Source organism: Microcystis viridis FACHB-1342 (assembly GCF_014698335.1).
Taxonomy (GTDB): domain Bacteria; phylum Cyanobacteriota; class Cyanobacteriia; order Cyanobacteriales; family Microcystaceae; genus Microcystis; species Microcystis ichthyoblabe_A.
This window is the reverse complement of record NZ_JACJSV010000062.1, coordinates 1-20181: the sequence shown is the minus strand read 5'-3', so window position 1 is coordinate 20181 and position 20181 is coordinate 1. Positions and strand designations below refer to the sequence as shown.

The 20181-nt window shown below is 43.5% G+C and carries 21 protein-coding genes and 1 pseudogene; 10 read left to right on the top strand and 12 right to left on the bottom strand.

Features of this window, described 5'->3' with window-relative positions; translation table 11 throughout:
- Positions 1-241: 241 nt before the first annotated feature.
- On the bottom strand, positions 242-1366 hold the full coding sequence (locus H6G40_RS17765; RefSeq protein WP_002736972.1) for a type I restriction endonuclease: 1125 nt from the start codon (positions 1364-1366) through the stop codon (positions 242-244).
- A gap of 205 nt (positions 1367-1571) precedes the next feature.
- Here H6G40_RS17765 and H6G40_RS17760 point away from each other — a divergent pair, with 205 nt between their 5' ends.
- On the top strand, positions 1572-2027 hold the full coding sequence (locus tag H6G40_RS17760) for a DUF29 domain-containing protein (protein WP_002736272.1): 456 nt from the start codon (positions 1572-1574) through the stop codon (positions 2025-2027).
- Between the two features lie 12 nt (positions 2028-2039).
- Complete coding sequence (locus tag H6G40_RS17755) at positions 2040-2789, top strand: amino acid ABC transporter ATP-binding protein (protein ID WP_042790779.1); 750 nt, start codon at positions 2040-2042, stop codon at positions 2787-2789.
- Between the two features lie 18 nt (positions 2790-2807).
- Here H6G40_RS17755 and H6G40_RS17750 read toward each other — a convergent pair whose 3' ends face one another.
- From H6G40_RS17750 to H6G40_RS17735, 4 genes are all read right to left on the bottom strand, one after another.
- Positions 2808-4373, bottom strand: a complete 1566-nt coding sequence (locus H6G40_RS17750) for a cation:proton antiporter (protein WP_069474362.1) — start codon at positions 4371-4373, stop codon at positions 2808-2810.
- A gap of 248 nt (positions 4374-4621) precedes the next feature.
- Positions 4622-7924: an efflux RND transporter permease subunit gene (locus H6G40_RS17745; protein WP_069474363.1), complete on the bottom strand. Its 3303-nt coding sequence runs from the start codon at positions 7922-7924 to the stop codon at positions 4622-4624.
- Between the two features lie 6 nt (positions 7925-7930).
- On the bottom strand, positions 7931-9130 hold the full coding sequence (locus H6G40_RS17740) for a proton extrusion protein PcxA (protein ID WP_190538077.1): 1200 nt from the start codon (positions 9128-9130) through the stop codon (positions 7931-7933).
- A gap of 248 nt (positions 9131-9378) precedes the next feature.
- Entirely contained in the window at positions 9379-10512 is a 1134-nt protein-coding gene (locus tag H6G40_RS17735; protein WP_069474364.1) for a glycosyltransferase, read from the bottom strand.
- A 293-nt stretch (positions 10513-10805) separates the two neighbouring features.
- Between H6G40_RS17735 and H6G40_RS17730 the strand changes: the two genes are divergently transcribed.
- The 3 genes from H6G40_RS17730 to nblS all read left to right on the top strand — a co-directional run bounded on the left by H6G40_RS17730 (position 10806) and on the right by nblS (position 13515).
- Positions 10806-10985 carry a hypothetical protein gene (locus H6G40_RS17730; protein ID WP_002800600.1) on the top strand — a complete coding sequence of 60 codons (180 nt, stop codon included), beginning with the start codon at positions 10806-10808 and terminating at the stop codon, positions 10983-10985.
- Positions 10986-11060: 75 nt separating this feature from the next.
- Complete coding sequence (locus H6G40_RS17725) at positions 11061-11408, top strand: DUF4359 domain-containing protein (protein WP_002737573.1); 348 nt, start codon at positions 11061-11063, stop codon at positions 11406-11408.
- Positions 11409-11523: 115 nt separating this feature from the next.
- Positions 11524-13515 (top strand): two-component system sensor histidine kinase NblS, encoded by a 1992-nt coding sequence (gene nblS / locus H6G40_RS17720; protein WP_190538075.1) that lies wholly within the window; start codon positions 11524-11526, stop codon positions 13513-13515.
- Here the strand turns inward: nblS and H6G40_RS17715 are convergent.
- A complete protein-coding gene (locus H6G40_RS17715) occupies positions 13496-13855 on the bottom strand; it encodes a hypothetical protein (protein WP_002735775.1) in 360 nt (119 codons plus the stop codon). The two genes, nblS and H6G40_RS17715, sit on opposite strands and share 20 nt — an antisense overlap.
- Positions 13856-13932: 77 nt before the next feature.
- A complete protein-coding gene (locus tag H6G40_RS17710; RefSeq protein WP_002737932.1) occupies positions 13933-14340 on the bottom strand; it encodes a hypothetical protein in 408 nt (135 codons plus the stop codon).
- A 44-nt stretch (positions 14341-14384) separates the two neighbouring features.
- Between H6G40_RS17710 and H6G40_RS17705 the strand changes: the two genes are divergently transcribed.
- The 3 genes from H6G40_RS17705 (at position 14385) to folE (ending at position 17103) form a co-directional block, all read left to right on the top strand.
- Positions 14385-15290, top strand: a complete 906-nt coding sequence (locus H6G40_RS17705) for a hypothetical protein (RefSeq protein ID WP_123230753.1) — start codon at positions 14385-14387, stop codon at positions 15288-15290.
- Positions 15291-15626: 336 nt separating this feature from the next.
- Positions 15627-16355 carry an SDR family oxidoreductase gene (locus H6G40_RS17700; RefSeq protein ID WP_190538073.1) on the top strand — a complete coding sequence of 243 codons (729 nt, stop codon included), beginning with the start codon at positions 15627-15629 and terminating at the stop codon, positions 16353-16355.
- Positions 16356-16404: 49 nt separating this feature from the next.
- The gene (gene folE, locus H6G40_RS17695; protein ID WP_002738197.1) at positions 16405-17103 is read left to right on the top strand and encodes a GTP cyclohydrolase I FolE; all 699 of its coding nucleotides are present in this window, start codon (positions 16405-16407) and stop codon (positions 17101-17103) included.
- Between the two features lie 138 nt (positions 17104-17241).
- On the opposite strand, the gene H6G40_RS17690 is transcribed toward folE, so the two are convergent.
- Positions 17242-17880, bottom strand: a complete 639-nt coding sequence (locus tag H6G40_RS17690; RefSeq protein ID WP_069474367.1) for a phosphoribosylanthranilate isomerase — start codon at positions 17878-17880, stop codon at positions 17242-17244.
- Positions 17881-18000: 120 nt separating this feature from the next.
- Here H6G40_RS17690 and psaK point away from each other — a divergent pair, with 120 nt between their 5' ends.
- On the top strand, positions 18001-18267 hold the full coding sequence (gene psaK, locus H6G40_RS17685; RefSeq protein ID WP_002736399.1) for a photosystem I reaction center subunit PsaK: 267 nt from the start codon (positions 18001-18003) through the stop codon (positions 18265-18267).
- A 167-nt stretch (positions 18268-18434) separates the two neighbouring features.
- Positions 18435-18548 (top strand): hypothetical protein, encoded by a 114-nt coding sequence (locus tag H6G40_RS22945; RefSeq protein WP_002736469.1) that lies wholly within the window; start codon positions 18435-18437, stop codon positions 18546-18548.
- A gap of 60 nt (positions 18549-18608) precedes the next feature.
- Here the strand turns inward: H6G40_RS22945 and H6G40_RS17680 are convergent, their stop codons facing one another.
- The 4 genes and pseudogenes from H6G40_RS17680 to H6G40_RS17665 all read right to left on the bottom strand — a co-directional run.
- Entirely contained in the window at positions 18609-18887 is a 279-nt protein-coding gene (locus tag H6G40_RS17680) for a type II toxin-antitoxin system RelE family toxin (RefSeq protein WP_238560444.1), read from the bottom strand.
- Positions 18868-19095 carry a hypothetical protein gene (locus tag H6G40_RS17675; protein WP_002737434.1) on the bottom strand — a complete coding sequence of 76 codons (228 nt, stop codon included), beginning with the start codon at positions 19093-19095 and terminating at the stop codon, positions 18868-18870. Before H6G40_RS17675 ends, H6G40_RS17680 begins: the two co-directional genes overlap by 20 nt.
- 280 nt (positions 19096-19375) lie before the next feature.
- Positions 19376-19903, bottom strand: a complete 528-nt coding sequence (locus tag H6G40_RS17670) for a DUF3011 domain-containing protein (RefSeq protein WP_002737001.1) — start codon at positions 19901-19903, stop codon at positions 19376-19378.
- Positions 19904-20049: 146 nt separating this feature from the next.
- Positions 20050-20181 (bottom strand): annotated as a pseudogene (locus H6G40_RS17665) (photosystem II protein D2); the annotation flags it as partial.

The following is a 20181-nucleotide window of genomic DNA, read 5'->3' as shown; positions in this document are numbered from 1 at the left end:
ACCTTAATTTGACTGTGTCAAGCTTAATCACACTTCGATAACTCCCAGCTAGAATTTTTTGAACTTAACTTGAGAGAAAACTTTTATTATAATGCTCGGATATCCTGTCTCCTTTTCATGACCACTTGTTAACCGTAACTTCCTATACCTAGATAAAATTTTACAACCATAATCAGCGATTACTAAAAATCATATCCTTAAAAACCCCTATCGGTCATTAAAGAGATAGGGGCTAATTATTTTAGATACTTTCCGTTTTTTCTGACTTGCTTTTATAAATATCTTGAGTCAGATAGCGGATACGAGATTTCAGAAATTCAGCGACTCCATAAATTTCATCAAGACTGTCTATATTGGTGGCTGCTTCTTTACCAGTTTCGACGTTATCGGGAATACTGATTGATTTCTTGCCAGTTTTTTCATTGAAGCGCAGACGACAGACTGTTTTGGTTACTTTTCCATCTAAGTTGATACCAAAATAACTTCTAGTGTCTTTGTATTGAATGCGTGCGGTATTGATTTCTTCCCGTAGAATTGATTTAATAATGTAAAATCCTTCCAATTCTTCGGGGGTCGTATTAATTTTATCTTCCCCTGTTTCTTCTGGTGGAGTATCTTCTGCTGCTGGTGTATCAGGAGGATTTGGTTCAGGTTCTTTTCCTAAAACTTCCTCAAATTTTTCTTTGATGATATCATTGATATACTCTTTGAGAGAACGCTTAATAATTTCTTTGAATTTTTCGACAACCGATGCAGTTCTCACCCCAGAATACACATGACTAACAAAAAACTTAACAAATTCGGGGGAAGGATCATTTAATTGCTGGGCAATCACTTTTTTAACTTCTTTTGTGTGCAATAAATTGCGAGCAACCTCTTCTAGTTCGTCAGAATTAAAGCTAGATTTAGAAAATCGTTTTAATTCGTTAACAGAAGAGTCGTCAAAGTCGAGAATGTTAAACTCAAAAAATGGCTTATCGTCCATGATATTATCCTTGACGATATCCGTATAAAACCGATAGATAATCCCATTAGTTAAAACTCCAAAGTTAGCTCCAGTTGCGTTAAAATATCGATGCAGTTGGGAACTATGTTTAGGATGCTCAAGATTTTGATGACAGCTTTTACATTCCATCAAAATAATCGGTTGATTGTCCAAACAAATAGCATAATCTACTTTTTCCCCTTTTAATCCAGTTAAATCGGCACTATATTCGGGGTGAACTTCCATGGGATTGAATACATCGTAACCCCATGCTTGCAAAAAAGGCATAATAAAAGCTGTTTTGGTTGCCTGTTCGTTTTGGATTTGAGAACGAGAGATTTCAACTTTTTGAGCAATTTCTTTGAGTTTATCGATTTCCATGATAGCCTCATTATCTAGGATGTGTGAGTTATCTTCTCAGCCTAACCATAATTTAACCTTTTTTTTACCTCATGGTCAAGCATTTTTGACGGTCATCATCATTAATTCAAGAATATTCACACTAATCCCGTGTCATCCGGATATTTTGTGCTATCATTTCTAGGAATGGGTTATTTTTAATAATGTCCCCATTTGATCAAAGACAATGCTTGCTTTAGAACAGCTTTATGAACGGGAGTACGATCGCTGGTTAAGCGAGACGATCGAGTTATTAAAAAATCGTCAGTTAGATCAGTTAGATTACGAACATTTAATCGAGGAGTTGGCAGCTTTGGGACGAAGCGAAAAAACTGCTGTTAAAAGTTTAAGTTTACAAATAATAATCCAGCTGCTACTCTATCAATTTTGGACGACAGAAAGAGAAAAAAATAGTAATCATTGGGCGGCAGAGATTATCACTTTTCGAGTACAATTAGAATATAAGCTCACCACCAATTTAAGTAAATTTCTAGAACTAGAACTAGAGTTAGAAAATATCTATGAAAACGCTCGCTTAATTGCAGAAAAAAAGACAGGATTAAAAAATTTACCGATAATTTGTCCCTACTCTCTGAGACAAATTCTTGAGAAACAGTGGTTTCCCGATACAGATAATCAATAAACTCTCAAAAATATGGACTCTCACAACAGTGAACCGATTATAATTGCCGAAGCGGTGGAAAAATGGTATGATAACCGCTTTCATGCTTTACGGGGAGTGAATCTCACCGTTAATAAACAGGAAGTTGTCGTGATTATGGGGCCGTCCGGTTCAGGAAAATCCACCTTTATTCGCACTTTTAACGGTTTGGAATCCTATCAAAAAGGTCGCATTATTATTGACGGAATAACTGTGTCCCACAACCTGAAAAATATCGAGGTAATCCGTCAGGAAGTCGGCATGGTTTTTCAACAATTTAACCTCTTTCCCCATCTGACGGTATTAGATAATGTCACCCTCGGACCCATGTGGGTGCGCGGTTGGAAAAAAGCGCAAGCGGAGGAAATAGCGAGAAAACTCCTCGAAAAAGTCGGTATTCTCGAACAAGCACTTAAATATCCCCCTCAGTTATCGGGAGGACAACAGCAGCGGGTGGCAATCGTTCGCGCTTTAGCTATGCAGCCGAAGGTGATGTTATTCGATGAACCCACCTCAGCTTTAGATCCGGAAATGGTGCGAGAAGTCTTGGAAACGATGCAAAGTTTAGCCAAATCGGGGATGACCATGGTTTGTGTCACCCACGAGGTAGGATTCGCGCGAGAAGTGGCCGATCGAGTGGTATTTATGGATCAGGGTTTAATTTTGGAAATTGCCCCCCCAGCAGAATTTTTTAATCATCCCCAATCCGATCGAACTCAGCAATTTTTAGCAAAAATTCTTTGATTTTCCATGACTTGATCATTAAACCATCTCTTTTTCTTCTTCTACCTCCACTAAAAGGGGAACGAGATTTTCATTTAAACGACCGGCTCGAATTAATTCTGCGTAGGTATTAGCTTCTATATCGAGTAAAGTATCTTGAAATTGTTCGGCCACCACATCTTTTAATTGTGGATGTTCCTGTAGTAATTTTTGCAACTGATCCCGCAAGGACTTTAATTGTCCTTCCACCAGAGTTTTTTTATAGCGATAAAATTCGGGATCGATATCGGGAAAACGTTCTGGTTGTTGTAGATAATTAGACACCCTAGTTAAAGCAATTTGACGAGCAATTAAGGCCGAATATTCGGTGCGAATTGGTTGATCACCGATAAGATTGAGGGCATTTAACAGCCATTGTATAGATAATCCTTGCACCAATAAAGTAAATAAAACCACCCCAAAAACCACGTCAATAATTTCTTGACGGTAGGGGATAGACGTGGGAACACTTAACGCTAGGGCGATCGAAACCGATCCGCGTAATCCTCCCCACCATAACACCGTTCTTTCCTTAAAATTGATGCTATTGCCCGTAATTAGATTACTAATTGCCCCTAGTCCAAAAATGGATAGCAAACGGGAAACCACCATAGCGGCGATCGCTATTAAAATCCCGCTTAAGTGACTGCCGAGACTCTCAAAACGGGTTTGATCGCCGATCAGTAAAAAGATGATAGAATTGACAAAAAAGGCGATAAATTCCCAAAATTCGCTAACTACCAGGCGCGTGCGGGGACTCATACCAATGCGCGAACCGAGATTACCGAGAATAATCCCGACAATCACCACCCCAATCACACCGGATCCGCCTAATTTTTCCGTGACGAGATAGGTTCCGTATGCAGAAACTAGAGTCAGAGACTGTTCCACAAAAGGCAGATCAAAGCGTTGGGTAAGGTAGGAAATGCCGAAACCGATCACGCAACCCACACCGATGCCAATCCCCACAAAGGTGCAGAAACGAGCGATCGTCACGGGGACGGAAAAGGTATCGACTCCCAAGGGAATACCCACCAAGAGGACGAAAGCGACCACAGCGACCCCATCATTAAAGAGACTTTCCCCTTCCATCAGGATCGTCAGTTTTTTACTGGCCCCCAATTCTTTAAATAGGGCAATTACAGAGACGGGATCGGTGGCAGCTAGGGCAGCACCCAAGAGAAAAGCGATCGATAGGGGTAAATTAGCAAAGATATGTAGGGGATAGGCGACTCCCAAAACGGAGATAATCACCCCGATAACGGCAAAAAGGACGATAGTAACCCAATATTCCTTTAATTTAGCCCAGGGAATATTCCAAGCGGCTTCAAAAAGGAGGGGAGGCAGAAAAATTTCCAGAATTAATTCCGGGGAAAGATTAACCAAACGCAAATCTAAAAAAGCTAAACCCATACCGACAATAACTAACAGCAGGGTGTAGGGAATTTTGCGGAGGAAAGCAACGGTTCTCGATAAAGTGGCGACACTCAAGGAAATGGTCAAAACTAGCAGGAATTGCTCTAAATTATGAGCGATCGCTTCGTTAGCAGTAGATTCTAGGGTCATTAGTTATCAGAGATGGGTGTGGGGTGTGGGGTGTGGGGTGTGGGGTGTGGGGTGTGGGGAGGTGGGGTGATGGGGAAGTGGGGTGATGGGGAAAGTGGGGAGACCACTTCGTGCGCGTTGCGGGGGGAAAGTGGGGAGGTGGGGGAATTTCAACTAAAACCCTAAAACCCTAAAACCCTAATACCCTAAAACCCTAAAACCCTAAAACCCTAATACCCTAAAACCCTAAAACCCCAAAATCTAACACCCTAGTCATTCCCAGACTGAGGAGAGATTTTCAAAGAGGAAATGGCCCCTTCTTCTATGGGGGTTTCCGATGTATTTCTTTCCCCACCCAGAGAGGGAGTTTTAATATTGCCAGAACCGCCACTTTTCGGGGGTTTCGAGGAGAGGAATCGGGCCTCGAACTGTTTGATCAGCACATACAAAACCGGGACAAGAAATAAACTCAACACCGTGGAAATCAGATAACCGCCTAGGATTGCAGTTCCCAGGGACCAACGACTCATCGCTCCGGCACCGGAAGCGATAACCAAGGGCAAGAAACCGACTAAACCGGAAATAGCCGTCATCAGAATTGGTCTTAAGCGTTCCGTCGAGGCCCGGGCTGCCGCGTCGGGAATACTTAAACCCAAAGTACGGGACTGGTTAGCGAATTCCACGATTAAAATCGCATTTTTAGCCGCTAAACCGATCAACATGACCAAAGCCACCTGAGCATAGATATTATTATTCACCGCCGGGAACAGACTACCCACTTGTAGGAAATTCGCCCGCAACAGTAAGGCCCCCATGGCACCTAGGATCGCTAGGGGAACGGTAATCATGATGATAATCGGGTCGATATAGCTTTCGTACTGGGCTGCGAGTACGAGGAAAACCACGATAAAGGCTAATCCGAAGATAACTGGGGCAGCCCCGGCGGAAGTTTTTTCTTGGAAAGCTGTACCCGTCCAAGCGTAACCGAAACCGGGCTGCAGGACTTTCCGACAAACATCTTCCATCACTGCGATCGCCTGTCCCGTACTAAAACCGGGAGCGGGACTACCCTGAACGTTAATCGAGGGATAGAGGTTAAAGTTAGTGATAATCGGTGGATAGGTGAAGCGTTTGACGCTAATTAAACCGGATAGGGGAATATTGGCCCCGGTACGGGAACGGACGTAAAGACGGTTAATATCTTCGGGATTAGAACGATAATCCGCTTCTGCTTGGGCAAAGACTCGATACAAGCGATCGCCTAAGACGAATTGGTTAACGAAGTTGGAACCGAGATAGGTTTGCAGGGTCCCGAACACGGCCTGCATATCGACGTTTTGGGCCTGTAGCTGGTTGCGATTGATGGAAAGTTCCAGCATCGGCGTGTCGGTGGTAAATTGGGTGAAAATTCCCGATAATTCCGGTCTTGTTCGGGCCTCGGCCATGACTTTATTAGCGTTGTCAATCAAAGCGTCCATGGGGAAAGAAGCGCGGTTTTGGATAAATAACTCGAAACCGCCAGTAGAACTTAATCCATCCACGGGGGGCGCATTAACGGCGAAAGCGCGAGCATCTCGGATTTTAGTGGCTAATTGTTGGTTAATTTTCCTGAGAATGCCGAAAACTGACTTATCTTCCCCTGGCCGTTCCGACCATTCTTTTAACTTGACAAAAAATAGCCCTTGGTTGCTGCCACTTCCGGCAAAACTAAAGCCCGCCATACCGACAAAGTGATCGATTTCTTCGATACCGTCGAGAATTTCTTCGTTAATCTGACGGATAATCTGGTCGGTGTAGCGCAGGGAAACCCCGGGGGGGGCTTGCACCAAAACGAAGGCATAACCTTGGTCTTCTTCGGGGATAAAACCCTGGGGAGTGGTGCTATAACTCCAAGCTGTGAGAAAGAGGGCGGCGATAAAGAAGGGTAAGACCAGAAACCGAACTCGGATCAGAAATTCGATCGAGCGTCGATAACCTTCTTTAACTGCGTTGAAACCCCGATTAAAGCCCTCGAAAAACAGTCCCAAGGGTCCGCGGGTGCCTTGGGGCGGTTTCATGATAATCGCCGACATGGTGGGGGAAAAACTGAGGGCGTTAAAGGTGGATATCAGAATTGAAGCGGAGATGATGACGGCAAATTGTCGATAAACGATCCCCACCGTACCGGGGAAGAAAGTGACGGGAATAAAAACCGCAAATAGTACAAGAGAACTGGCAATTACCGCCGAGGTTAACTCACCCATGGCATCGAGGGAAGCTTGAAATGGCCGCATTCCCTGTCGTAATTTTTCCGATACCGCCTCTACAACCACGATGCCGTCGTCCACCACTAACCCAGTGGCCAGGATGACGGCAAACAAGGAGAGGTTATTGAGAGAATAGCCTAAAGCCAGGGCGACGGCCATGGTTCCGATCAAAGATACGGGAATAGCGATCGCTGGAATGATCGTGGTGCGCCAATCCTGAAGGAAGATAAAAATGACTAGAATAACCAGTAAAATCGCCTCCACCAGAGTGCCAACGGCTTCTTCCAGGGAAGCGGCGACAAAGGCGGTATTATCGAGGGTAATGGCGATATTTAACCCCGGGGGGAAACTCGGTTCTAGTTCCGCCATTTTCTCTTTTACCAGTTTGGCAGTATTCCAAGCGTTGGAACCGGGCAACTGATAGACGATATAGACGACAGCGGGGGATTTGTCGAAATAGGCGGCGGTACTGTAGTTTTCGGCTCCGATTTCTGCGCGGCCTACGTCTTTAATGCGGATTAAATCGCCATTTTCCCCGACTTTGACGACGATATTTTCTGCTTCCTCCCCGGTGGCAACCCTACCAACGGCGCGAATGGCGATCTGGAATTGCTGCTCTTCGGGACTGGGATCACCGCCAATTGTCCCCGCACCCACCTGAATATTCTGTTCTCGGATCGCCTGTACTACTTGTTCCGCCGACACACCCCTAGCGGCTAAAGCATCGGGATTAAGCCAAAAACGCAGGGCGTATTCCCTTTCCCCGATGATGGTTGTACTACCAACCCCCTCGATCCGGCGAATCTCGGCATCGATGACTCGATCAACAAAGTTACTTAAAAAGACCGTATCGTAGGGATAATTGCCCTTTTCGTCCGGTTTGGCGGAAATCCCGTAGGCAAGGGTAACGCTGGGGGATTGGGTATTGGTTGTCACCCCCTGCCGGTTCACTTCTTCTGGTAAACTAGCGGCGGCGGTACTGACGCGGTTTTGTACCAAGACTTGGGCAATGTTCCGATCCATTTCCACCGGGAAAAAGACATTCACCGTACTTTGTCCAGTGTTGGTACTCTGGGACTGCATATAAACAATCTGTTCTGTCCCGTTAATCTGGCGATCAAGTACCGTGGTAACGTTATCCTGTACGGTTTTGGCATCGGTTCCCAAATAGTTGGCATTTACCGCTACCTGAATAAATGCCAACTGCGGCAGTTTTTCTAGGGGTAAAAAGGGAATAGCGATCGCCCCGATCAAAACGATTAAAATCGAGCAAACTGTGGTCAGAACGGGTCTTTTAATGAAAGTATCGGCAATACTGAGGATCATAGGGCGTTACTGGTTCATTTTTTCTAGGATAGTTGCGGCAGTGGGAGATTTACGAGTCAGATAATTAAATATTAATAGTTTAAAGATGGTATCTAGGATAACGGGAACAGTGGCCACAAACAAGCTGATAAATGTAATATTCTCGCGCCAACCAAAGTGCCGGAACAAAGTTTCTAAGATTACCGTCCAACCTTCCGCTGAGTGAAACCCGACAAATATATCGGTAAAGAGGATAAAGATAAAGGCTTTGGTGATATCATTTAAGCTGAGAAAATAACGACTAACATAAGCTCGCGTAATTGCCAATTGTTGACGACCAAAAATTAAGATGGCAATAAAGGCTATTACTCCAGTAATATCGGAGAGTAAGTTTTTCCAACCATCTTGACTTTCATAACCCGCTTCTCTGAATAATTCTTGCACCTGTTCCCGAAAGGTTTCTTCTGATTCTTGCCCTGCTTTTGCTACTCCTAAAACGTGCTTGATTTCTTGTATTTCTTGAAGTCTAGCAAATTCCCTGAGATATTTTTCACCAATTTCCTGAGAAATATAAACTTCTGATATTTTCGCTCTATCCACACCAAAATAGTTGAAGACAGGGCTAAAAATAAAGTTTCTACTAATAACCTGCACCGAGAGAGGAACTAAAATAATAATCAGGATAAAACGGATAGCGATGCGCTGCTGTTGTCGCAGGGTACGGAGTTGTTTGATGACAGTTTGTTCGTATTCGGGGGTTAATTCTTGCTGGAAGTTAAAAAATTTATTACTGGTTGCAGGAGAAATTATCTGGTTATCTTTATCCCTGGGTTTATCACTGGTGAGATTGGTATTGGGCAGATTTGGGGTTTGATTATTCGGTAATGGGGGCAGCAATTCCCCTAAATCTAGGCGATATTTACCGATAATATCCTCGATCACCTTTAAAGTCTCTAGGATGTTATTATTTTCTGGGTTAGTTTGCGGGTTAAGAAAATTACCCAGACGCACTTGAGTTAAATCGAGACGTATCTGGAACAATTCTCGCTCTAGGGTACTTTGAAAGTAATCATAAACACTTTTTCCTCCCACGGCAGCTGGGGAAATTTTTTGTCCCCCAAAATGTTGATCTTCGATCGCTTTAATTTTCAGCGCTCTCTGATAAGCTGATTCTAAGGCCACTAAAGAGCGTCTTTCTACCCATTGATTAACTCGATTCCAAGGCACGGCTATAATCCTCGCTTTTCTGTCATCACAAGCACCACGGTAAGCTATCAGCGTTGGCTAGATAGCTACTTTCGAGAAATATCCATAATATTACATTTTGGGCGCATTGACTGCATCCTCACCATTGGTGAAATACAAAGTTTCTCATCAAAATAAAGTGTAACCTAATTTGTTATCGACTACCGATGACTGACTCCCTAAAACGAAAACCTCCTAGCTCACCATCAGGATAACTGCTCTAATTAAACTTAGCAATAATTTTTAGATATTGAATGTTCCTCTATAAACAAACTGTAAGCATTTCTAAAAACCTCTGGAGTAAATCTATTAGCCTGTTGCCGACAATTTTCTGGATCAATTTTATCACCGTTATCAACAAAATATTTAACCGCTTCCTGCAAGGATTGGGGATTTTGTTCCCCAAAAAGTAATCCTGTTCCCTGGGGAGAATTTTCCCGCAGATCTCGCACGGTTTCTAAAGCACCTCCGGCAGCAAATGCAATCACGGGAGTACCACAAGCTTGCGCTTCCACTAAAGCAATACCAAAATCCTCACAAGCAGCATAAATAAACGCTTTTGCTTTCGACATATATTCTGCTACCATTTGATCGGATACTGCCCCTAAAATCTGAATATTATCCCTCGCTAACTGTCGAATTAAAGCCATCTGGGGACCATCTCCAATAACCACTAGGGGTAATCCCAATTGATTAAACGCTTCCACAATTAAAGGGACTTTTTTATAACTAACCAAACGAGAGACTACTAAATAAAAATCTTCTTTTTTCTCTTGGTAGGGAAAACGCTCAATTTGTACGGGAGGATAAATAACTTTTGCCTCCCGTCGATAACAGCGCCAAATTCGTCTAGCGGTGTGGTGGGAATTAGCCAGAAAATAGTCCACACGATTAGCAGAAATCACATCCCACTGACGCAAACCATGCAAAAGATAACGGGTGAAAATACTGGGTAATCCCTGTCCTAACTTACTATTAGCCAGATAGTCAAAAGTTAAATCCCAAGCATAACGCATCGGAGTGTGACAATAACAAATGTGAACCTGATCCGGTCGTATTAAAACCCCTTTAGCCACACAATGGGAAGAGGATAAAATCACATCATAATCCTCTAAATTTAACTGCTCGATCGCCAAGGGAAGAAAAGGTAAGTATTTTTGTACGCCATTTCTCGCTTTCGGGAAATTTTGCAGAAAAGTTGTCCCGATCGAGCGACCATAGAGATAACTATCGGGATTAGTGGACTCAAAATCGATCAAAGCGTATAAATCCGCCTCTAGACATTGTAAAATCTCCCTAACCACTAATTCCGATCCCCCCGTCGCTTTTGGGGTTAACCACTCGTGAACCAGAGCGTACTTCATAGGATAATCAATAATCTCAGCCGTAATTATAGCAGTAAGGGATTAGCAGTTTAAGAGTTTACTTTCCGGCTTTCTCTTCGCCAAAATTACCGACACATATCCGATCACGGTAAAAAACCCTAGGAAGAAATTGTTAAATTTTTCAAGAAAAATTGCAAAGTTTAGTAAAAATTACTAGCCAGATCAGATGATCGAGTTCATAATGGGGATCAAGGAAAAAATAGGCTTAAACCGATTGGGATCAAGAAAAACTAGCTTTATATACAAAACATAACTAATTAATGAGGTTTGCTATGATCACCCTGCAACAAGTGCGCTGTCCTAATTGTGGAAATTTTGCCGAAAGACAGCATATTTTAGAACACCATCTCGTTAGCACCGCCTGTTCTCACTGTGATTATCTGTTAATTAGTTGCAGTCTCACGGGAAATGTACTAGAGTGCTATGCACCCGGTATTGGTTTAAGAAATTAACACTGCCCCCTAGCCAGATCGAAAATGTCTTGTCAAAATTAGAGTGAGAAGACAAAATCAAGGAGCTAAGTAGCTATGGGGGGTAATTTCTTCAAGGGAGCGATCGCCCTGGGGGTAATAGCGGGGATTATGGGATTTACCAATCCCCCCCAAGAACTTTACAGCGAATACGCCGCCGAAAAACTTCTCGCTCATGCCGACAAAATCGCCTGCGAGAAAATCAGTCTCTGTGACTCGATCGATTCTTTACCGGTGGCAGCCAGAAATGTGATCAAAAATCAAATCTTAAAACCAGCGATCGAAACCTCTAGTCAACGGCAAAATTTAGGTGTGTTCAGTATTTACACCACAGAAGTACCGGGGGTGGCTAAAATTAGAACTATTGGCGCTTTTGGGCATTTCTTAACTTTCTCGGAGACTTAGGCTTTGATTAGTGCTGGTTTAACGGCTACCAGCTTAATAATGAGTTAAGATGATCATATTAACCCGCGATTTGAGCGATAGACTCCTTAAGAACACCGATTAATGCTGCCTAACCGTGTTTAATTTTCTGCCCATTCTCCGAAAAGCGATCGCCCGTTGGTGGTCCGAATTCACTCTCCAAACTAAATTAATGGCTGCGGCTACTTTAGCCGTTTCTTTGTTGATGAGTGGTTTAACCTTTTGGGCGGTTAACACGATCCAGCAGGATGTGCGTCTCAATGATACCCGTTTTGGCAGGGATTTAGGGCTGTTATTAGCCGCTAATGTCTCCCCCCTCATTGCTGAGGACAATTTAACCGATTTAGCCCGTTTTTCAGCCCGTTTTTATAGTAGTACCTCCAGTGTGCGTTATTTGATCTACGCTAACGAGGAGGGTGAAATATTTTTCGGTATTCCCTATTCTACCGCCGAAGTTAAAAATTCCCTGACGATCGAGCGTCGCATTCAATTACCGGAAAATTATGGCGAAAATGGGGAAACTCCCCTCATCCGTCAGCATAAAACCCCCGACGGTGAAGTAACCGATGTCTTTGTTCCCTTAAATCATGAAGGCAAATATTTGGGAGTATTGGCGATCGGGATCAATCCTAACGCTATTGTGGTGGCTTCTTCTAATCTAACCCGTGATGTTACTATTGCCGTTTTTGTCTCGATTTGGGCCATGGTGATTCTCGGGGCAGTTTTTAATGCTTTAACTATCACCAAACCAATCAAGGAGTTATTAGTCGGGGTCAAAAATATTGCAGCGGGAAATTTTAAGCAGCGCGTTGATTTACCACTAGGAGGAGAGTTAGGGGAATTAATTCTCAGTTTTAATGAAATGGCGGAAAAGTTAGAACGATACGAGGAACAAAATATCGAAGAAATGACCGCCGAAAAAGCCAAACTAGATACGTTAATGTCCACTATTGCTGATGGAGCAATTCTCTTAGATACTAACTTTCAATTATTATTGATTAATCCCGCAGCTCGGGAAATATTTGGCTGGGAAGATCAGGAAATTATCGGTAAAAATGTTCTACATCTTTTTCCTTCGGAGTTAACAGTTAAACTAACTAAACCTCTCTATCAAATTGCGGCGGGAGAAACCCTCCAACCAGAAGAATCCGCTAATCAAAATCAGAAAAATGCTGTTATTTATCAGGAAAATAATAACTATTCCCCGGCGGAATTTAGATTGTCTTTAACTCACCCGAAACCCTGCACAATTCGCATTTTGTTAACTCAGGTATTCGATCAGTATCGGGAGAATGTCCGGGGAATTGCTATGACGCTACAGGATATCACCAGAGAAACAGAATTAAATGAGGCAAAAAGTCAATTTATCAGCAATGTTTCCCATGAGTTAAGAACCCCTTTGTTTAACATCAAATCTTTTATTGAAACCCTGACAGAATTTGGTGAGGATCTCAGCGATACAGAAAAAAGAGAGTTTTTAGAAACCGCTAATCATGAAACCGATCGCTTAACTCGTTTGGTTAATGATGTTCTCGATCTTTCTCGGTTAGAATCCTCGCGTAACTATAACTTAGATGCGCTCGATATCGGACAATTAATCGAACAAACCCTGAGGACTTATCAACTCAATGCTAGGGATAAAGGACTAGAATTAAGCTCGGACATTGAAGCCAATTTACTGCCAATTTTAGGTCATTATGATCTACTCTTACAGGTATTAACTAATCTAGTCGGTAACTCCCTAAAATTTACTCCTGCTGGCGGTAAAGTGGTGATTCGTGCCTATGAAATCAGCAAAGATAATCCCCAAGAAACTCTCAAAATTCGCGTGGAAGTATCCGATACTGGTATTGGCATCGATGCCGAGGATCAAATTGCTATATTTGATCGCTTCTATCGGGTAGAAAATCGCGTTCATACCCTAGAAGGGACGGGATTAGGATTATCGATCGTCAAAAATATTATCGAAAAACACTATAGTCAAATTCATTTGATTAGTGAAGTGGGAATTGGCACAACTTTCTGGTTCGATCTAGATTCATATCAAGGCTCGATCGCCAGCAAAAAAATTAACGACGTGAGTTTATAAAAGCCAAAGTAATACTGCCCAAAATCATGGTTAATAATAGCAATAATCCCTTATTTCTGAGACACCAATTTTTAAAAACCCTAGGAAGAGGGAGAGGAGGAATTTTTTCGGCTATTATTTGGCTATTTTTGTATAAAGTGCAGCTGGTAGCGTAGGGACGTTGGGGAAAATTACAGCTATCATCGCCATGATACAGACAAGTCTCACACAAAAACTCGCCAGTGACAGCTTGATGTAGGGTCATGCCGGGATGACCATAAGCCTTTAAAATATTAGAACAGTAGGGACATTGTAAGGCTTGACTATCGACCTTGTGCTGACAACGAGGACAGGTAATCATGATCGCTAAATTTTCCCTTTGAGGATTGTCATTGCTGATGATCATAGACTATAGCAAAATCCCCTGGCTTTTTCCAGTTATCTCACTAAATAGCTGCGCCATTGTGAGGCAACTTCTTCCAGTAAACGCCAAGTTTTCCCCTCGATCTGTCTTTGTAAATAAAGATCAAAATTGTTGTGTTGTTTGGTATCTTTTTGATGGGGCAATTGTAGAGTTAGATCGTAATCTCCCTGCAAGTGATAAGCGGGCAAATTACCCACATAAATCGGTTCCAGACTGGTGACATTAATTTTAGCAATTTTTACCGACGGCTCATCGATCTGTAAAGATTGACTAAGGCGATCGGATGTGTGACGAAATTGTAATAAAAGGGCTTTGGTGACGATTTCTCCAGGGGGGGCAAATTCTTGGGGGGGAGTGACACTACCACAAGCAGTCAGGAAGACAAGGAAAATACTGGTTAAAAAACTGAGAAAACGGCGCATAGAATGATATTTTGAAAAAGAATGGCAGCGAGTTAAGAAAGATTATGACTCAACCAAATGAGCGAGAGAATTTCAGCCAAGCAGAAACGGTGATCCGACTACAAGAGGCGATCGAGCAGTTAAATTCGATCGTTTCCCAACTTAACACGGGAACGGGGATAGTGTTACCCCCAAAAGTTGCTATTGATAATCTTCTTAACTCAACGCAACAGTTAGCCGCTGCTTTAAAACCAGACGAATTCGCCGGAGTTGAGCAAAGTTTAACCCCAGATTCTCCCATCGAAGCAGCCGAGGGAATCGACGATATTTTACCAGATTTCGAGCAGGTGGAAGGTTGGTGGACGGCAATTTTGAACAAAATTCGCCGACTTTTACCGGCAGGAATTAGCGAAAAAATTCCCGATTGGTTAATCACCGGCTTGTTAACAGGAAGTTTAGTCACTATCCTCTTAGTAGCCGTGATCAGCTTACCGAAAAATCCGGCGGAAATTGCCGAAAATATGCCCGAAGTTATCCCTAGTCTCCCACCGGCAGCCGGGGAAATTATCGAAACCCCCCCAGAATTAACCGCACCAGAGGCACCGATTCCCGTCCCGATTACTAAAGCAAAACCACGATTAACTCCCGAACAAAGTTTAGTCGCAGCTATTCAAGAGGAAATTACCGATTTAACTACTCGTTATCCCACCGGGATTATTTCTACTATAGAAGCGGACTTTTTGGCTAGTCGTCTAGTAGTTATTTTGGGCGATAATTGGTATAGTCTCGAGGCATCACAACAGGATAAATTGGCTAATTCGGTTTTTCAACGTTGCCAAAGTCTCGATTTTCGCCGCTTGGAAATGAAGGATAATGAAGGAATTCTCCTCGCTAGAAGTCCCGTTGTCGGCGATCAAGTGGTGATTGTCAATCGCACTCAACCCACCGCTGCCATCTCCTCCGGTGAGTAGTTTTCAGCGCGGGGGGAGGGAGTTTCAAGGCAGCCTCAACAATTCTTGCCCACCAGTCCGCTTTTTTCCCTCGCTGGTTAGATATCTGAATATACACAAAGATTAGTGATCCCTGACTTAACAGTGCTATAATTGGCTAGGTAAAATTTTGTAACGATTCTTAATCTTGAACCTACCCGATAGTCAATGCTTCCCCCCGCCCGGGTGGGCCGCAGCCATTTTGGTGCGAGAAAAATTGCTCCGATCTAACCCAACTCCCTTAAAACTTTCTAGGGTCCCCCTAACCGCCAAAATTTTGCCCTAACTACCAAGAATTAAGAGATTTCAAACTATACCATGAACTCTGTTATTCGTCAACAGCGAGCGCTGATCACCGGAGCCAGTAGCGGCATCGGCAAAGAAACCGCCCTCGCTTTCGCCAAGGCGGGAATTAATCTGGTTTTAATCGGTCGCGATCAGCAAAAATTGGCAACCGTGGCGGCAATGGCGGCAGATTTAGGCGTATCAGCCCAAGCTTACCCCTTAGATTTGGCAGATATCCCGGAAGTAGCTCCTAGTATCGCTAAAATCGCCCAAGAATCCGGACCGATCGATATCCTGATCAATAATGCTGGCATGGGTTACACAAATCCCTTAGCTGACACACCTTTGTCAGACTGGCAGCGGGTGATCGATCTGAATTTAACCAGTGTTTATCAGTGTGTGCAAGGAATTTTACCTGCTATGCGTCAACAGGGAGGAGGCACGATCATTAACGTTTCCTCGATCGCCGCCGATAATTTTTTTCCTGATTGGGGGGCCTATAGTGTCAGCAAAGCGGGATTAGTGGCATTTTCTCGCATTTTAGCGATCGAGGAGCGGGCTAACGCCATTCGCATCACGATTATCATCCCCGGGGCTGTCAATACTCCCATCTGGGACAGCGATAGCGTCAAAGCAGATTTCGATCGCTCGGCCATGTTAACCCCGGATATCATCGCTCAGGCCATTCTGCAAGCGGTGTTACTGCCCAAACAGGCCGTAGTGGAAACGATGACCATTATGCCCAGTGCGGGGGCATTATAACCCGAAATACTTCTATTTATCAATCAATTCGCCTACAGGCATCCTCATTATGACCATAGCTTCTTCTAACGGTTTAAACGGTAATCTAACCGACGCTATCCAGGCACGCGTGACCACTCGCCCCGATCGCAACACCCACAATGGCAAAACCGCTCAAATTCATCCAACTTCCGACGAAAACAAAGAACAGATGATGGATGCGGTCAGAAATATCCTGATCTCGGTGGGGGAAGACCCCGAAAGAGAAGGTTTATTAAAAACCCCCAAACGGGTGGCCGAAGCGATGCAGTTTCTCACCCAGGGCTATCAACAATCCCTAGAAACCCTCGTTAATGGTGCGATTTTCGATGAAGGTCATAATGAGATGGTATTAGTGCGCGATATTGACTTCTTTAGTCTCTGTGAACATCATATGTTACCCTTCATGGGTCGGGCCCACGTTGCCTATATTCCTAACCAAAAGGTGGTCGGATTAAGTAAATTGGCCCGCATTGTGGAAATGTATTCCCGTCGTTTACAGGTCCAAGAGCGCCTCACCCGTCAGATTGCCGAAGCGATTCAAGAAATTCTCGACCCCCAAGGGGTTGCGGTAGTCATGGAAGCAACCCATATGTGCATGGTAATGCGCGGGGTGCAGAAACCGGGATCTTGGACTGTCACCAGTGCCATGTTAGGAGTCTTCCAAGACGAACAGAAAACCCGCGAGGAGTATCTTAACCTGATCCGTCATAAACCTAATTTCTTCTAGTCCCGGAGATGGGGAAATGGGGAAATTCAACTAAAACCCCAAAACCCCCCGCAACGCGCACGCAGTGACCACCCCAACACCCCAACACCCTAAAACCCTAAAACCCTAAAACCCCAACAACCAAAACCTTCTAACTGATCACTGATCACTTAATTTTTGCAGTCGCTCTAACAAGAGGGCGACTTTTTTCAGGTCTTTATCACCCGGCGATCGCTCAACGCCGCTAGACACATCAATGCCATCGGGGTGCAGCCCATTTAAAGCTTCACTAATATTATCGGGGTTGAGTCCTCCGGCCAGAAACCAGGGCAAGGGGGGCGAAAAACTGGCCAAAGCTTGCCAGTCTAAGGTTTGTCCCGTACCGCCAAGTAATTGGGGATGGTAGGCATCTAAAAGTAAAGTATCGACGCTATTGAAGTAAATTGCCGACTTTTCCCAACTTTCTCTGTCTTTGATCCGCAAAGCTTTGATAATTTCCCGGTCGGGTAATAATTGCCGCAGCCTTTGACAATATTCGGGAGATTCTATACCATGTAACTGCACGCTTGTCAAGGGGGTTTTAATAATTATTTGCTGAATAATTTCCGGTTGCTCGTCGGCAAAAACCCCGATAAAATCAATTTTGTCGGGTATTGCGGCGGTAATAGCATTAATTTGCTCGATTTTGACGTAACGAGGCGAACTTGGTACGAGGATAAAACCTAAGGCCGTAGCTCCTAAATTAGCGATCGCTCGGCCTTGGTCCGGTTGGGTAATGCCGCAAATTTTAATTCGCATTTAATCTTATTCACAAAACGTTACAAAAACTGTTAAGTATTCAAACAAAAAGCAGTTTCGGGTCAAGAGCTTTTTATAATGCCCTGTGATTAACAAAATCTTATCAAGACTGGAGTGCCAATGATCCCTTCCACCTTACTTTTAGCCACTGCTCAAACCATTCCCTGGAATTTATCCGTCGGGATTACCATGACCTTAGCTAACCTAGTAGCCTTCGTTATCGGTTATTTTGCCATCCAAAATACCGGGGCCGGCCCTGCTTTACCCTTACCGCAGTTAGCCTCGAAAAAAAGCTTCGGTCTGCCAGAATTATTGGCTACCATGAGTTTTGGCCATATTCTCGGTGCGGGACTGGTTCTCGGTCTTTCTAATGCGGGTATTCTCTAATCAGTAATCAGTGACCAGTAAACCTCAGAGAGAGGAGTAAGGAGCCAGTAGTCAGTAGTCAGGAGAACTAGGCATAAAGAGATTTTAGGCAACTTCATCCCTATTTTTCCCATTTTTGAACTCTCAAAAGTTAATTATGCCAGAAGTCTAGTAATCGTCCAGAGCGGGTGATTATTCTGGCTGCTGGCGAGAAAATTAAGAAAGCAGTGGCCCCAGTCGAAGCTGGATACTTTGCTGACGAAGAAGAAGCAGTATTTGCTAAATTAACTCATGAAAGTTAGATGGCTGCGGAAAGAAGTATCGAAAATAATTGGTAAATCCGAACGTTGCTAATCGCTTAGTTAATCGTAAATATTGCCTCTAAAGTTAATCTCATAAATAAAGATTTCGTCTGTCTCCTTGCCGATTTCAAAAATAACTCGCATTTTGCCAACACGAATTCTGGAGAATCCTTTCAACTCACCTTTAAGTTTTTTGATATCAAGTTCTTCAGGGGGATAAACGTTTTGAGTTTCAAGGCAGGTTTTGAAAATACTAATTTTAGTCAAAAAAGATTTTCGGCTATTGGCATCTAGTTTCTCCAAAAATTTATTGGCTGATTTACTGATCCTGATCTTCACGATCAAACCAGTCTGTAATATCAACGAAGCCGTCGTCTTTGTAATCAACAGGATTAAAGTTTGCTTCTATGTCAGCTTGTTCTATATCATCAACATAGGGAATCAGCATCTCGAAGAATTTAAACCATTCTTCCCGCATAACTTCGCGGACGCTTTCCTTGATGATAGTTTTGAGCATTAGAGCATCTAAGGTGTTTGCCGGCTCCATATATTTTCCTCCAATCTACTTGAATTGTAGCAGCAGATCAAGAAAACGGGTTTCTTACAGCAGTTATCTTAAGGATTTTAGTTTTCTCAAGCCACTGTTCGAGGCAAGTCAAGAGATTGGGAGAAATTCAGGTAATCTAAGGATAGGCGGTTAAAGTGCATCTTAGCTTACCTGATAACGTTCTTAAAATCTATCTTCAGTAAAAGTTACTCATTTTAGCTATCTGGCTATATAAATAAGTAACTTTACAAGGTTTTAGATAGAGTTTTGGTTTCTATATTTAACCCCGATCCTCACAAACAAAGTCCACTACTCGATCGATTTCTCGGGATGAGCGGATACGACGACTACCGCTGCCGAGTTCGCCACCACGACAATTGGCCCACCAACGCTCGCGACTGCCATTAACGATCGCATCAAATTCTCTAATTCTGCCACTATCATAATAACTGCGGCGATCGACGACAAAACGACCGATATTGGGGAGGCGAAATTCTTCATAAACATTACCGTCCCAACCGCCACCAGAATTACCGTGATGGTCGTCGGTGCGTACCTCAAACTCGCCCCGACAACCATTTCTCACCACAATATTGCCGTTTTGGAAATCCCAATTACCCTCACAGGGAGCAGCGGAGCGAGTGCGGATTAATCTGACTTGGGCCCATCTAGCGTTCACAGGACAGCGAGTAGTGCGACCGCTTTGACTTTCACAATTAACTCTCGTGGTTCTGGCCGCTGCTGGCTCGCTCCCTAGGGGATAAATTAGCAACAAACTGAGACTAGATAATAAAATTTGGCGAAACATTGTCTCTATCTCCAAGAAATTCTCTAGTTTATCTTACAGGGGTATCAAGAAAATGAGTAGTAGTTGCTTGAGGTGCTTTAATCAACAAAAAAGAAGGGTGATTTAACTTCACCCTTCCCCCTATTCGGTAAATTTTCTTGCCATCCTTAGAGAGCGTTACCGCGAGGTAATACTTCTTCAGGGAAGATAAAGTTTTCGTGGGGTTGGTCTTGGGGAGCCATCCAAGCTCTCAGACCTTCGTTAAGCAGAATATTTTTAGTGTAGAAGGTTTCAAATTC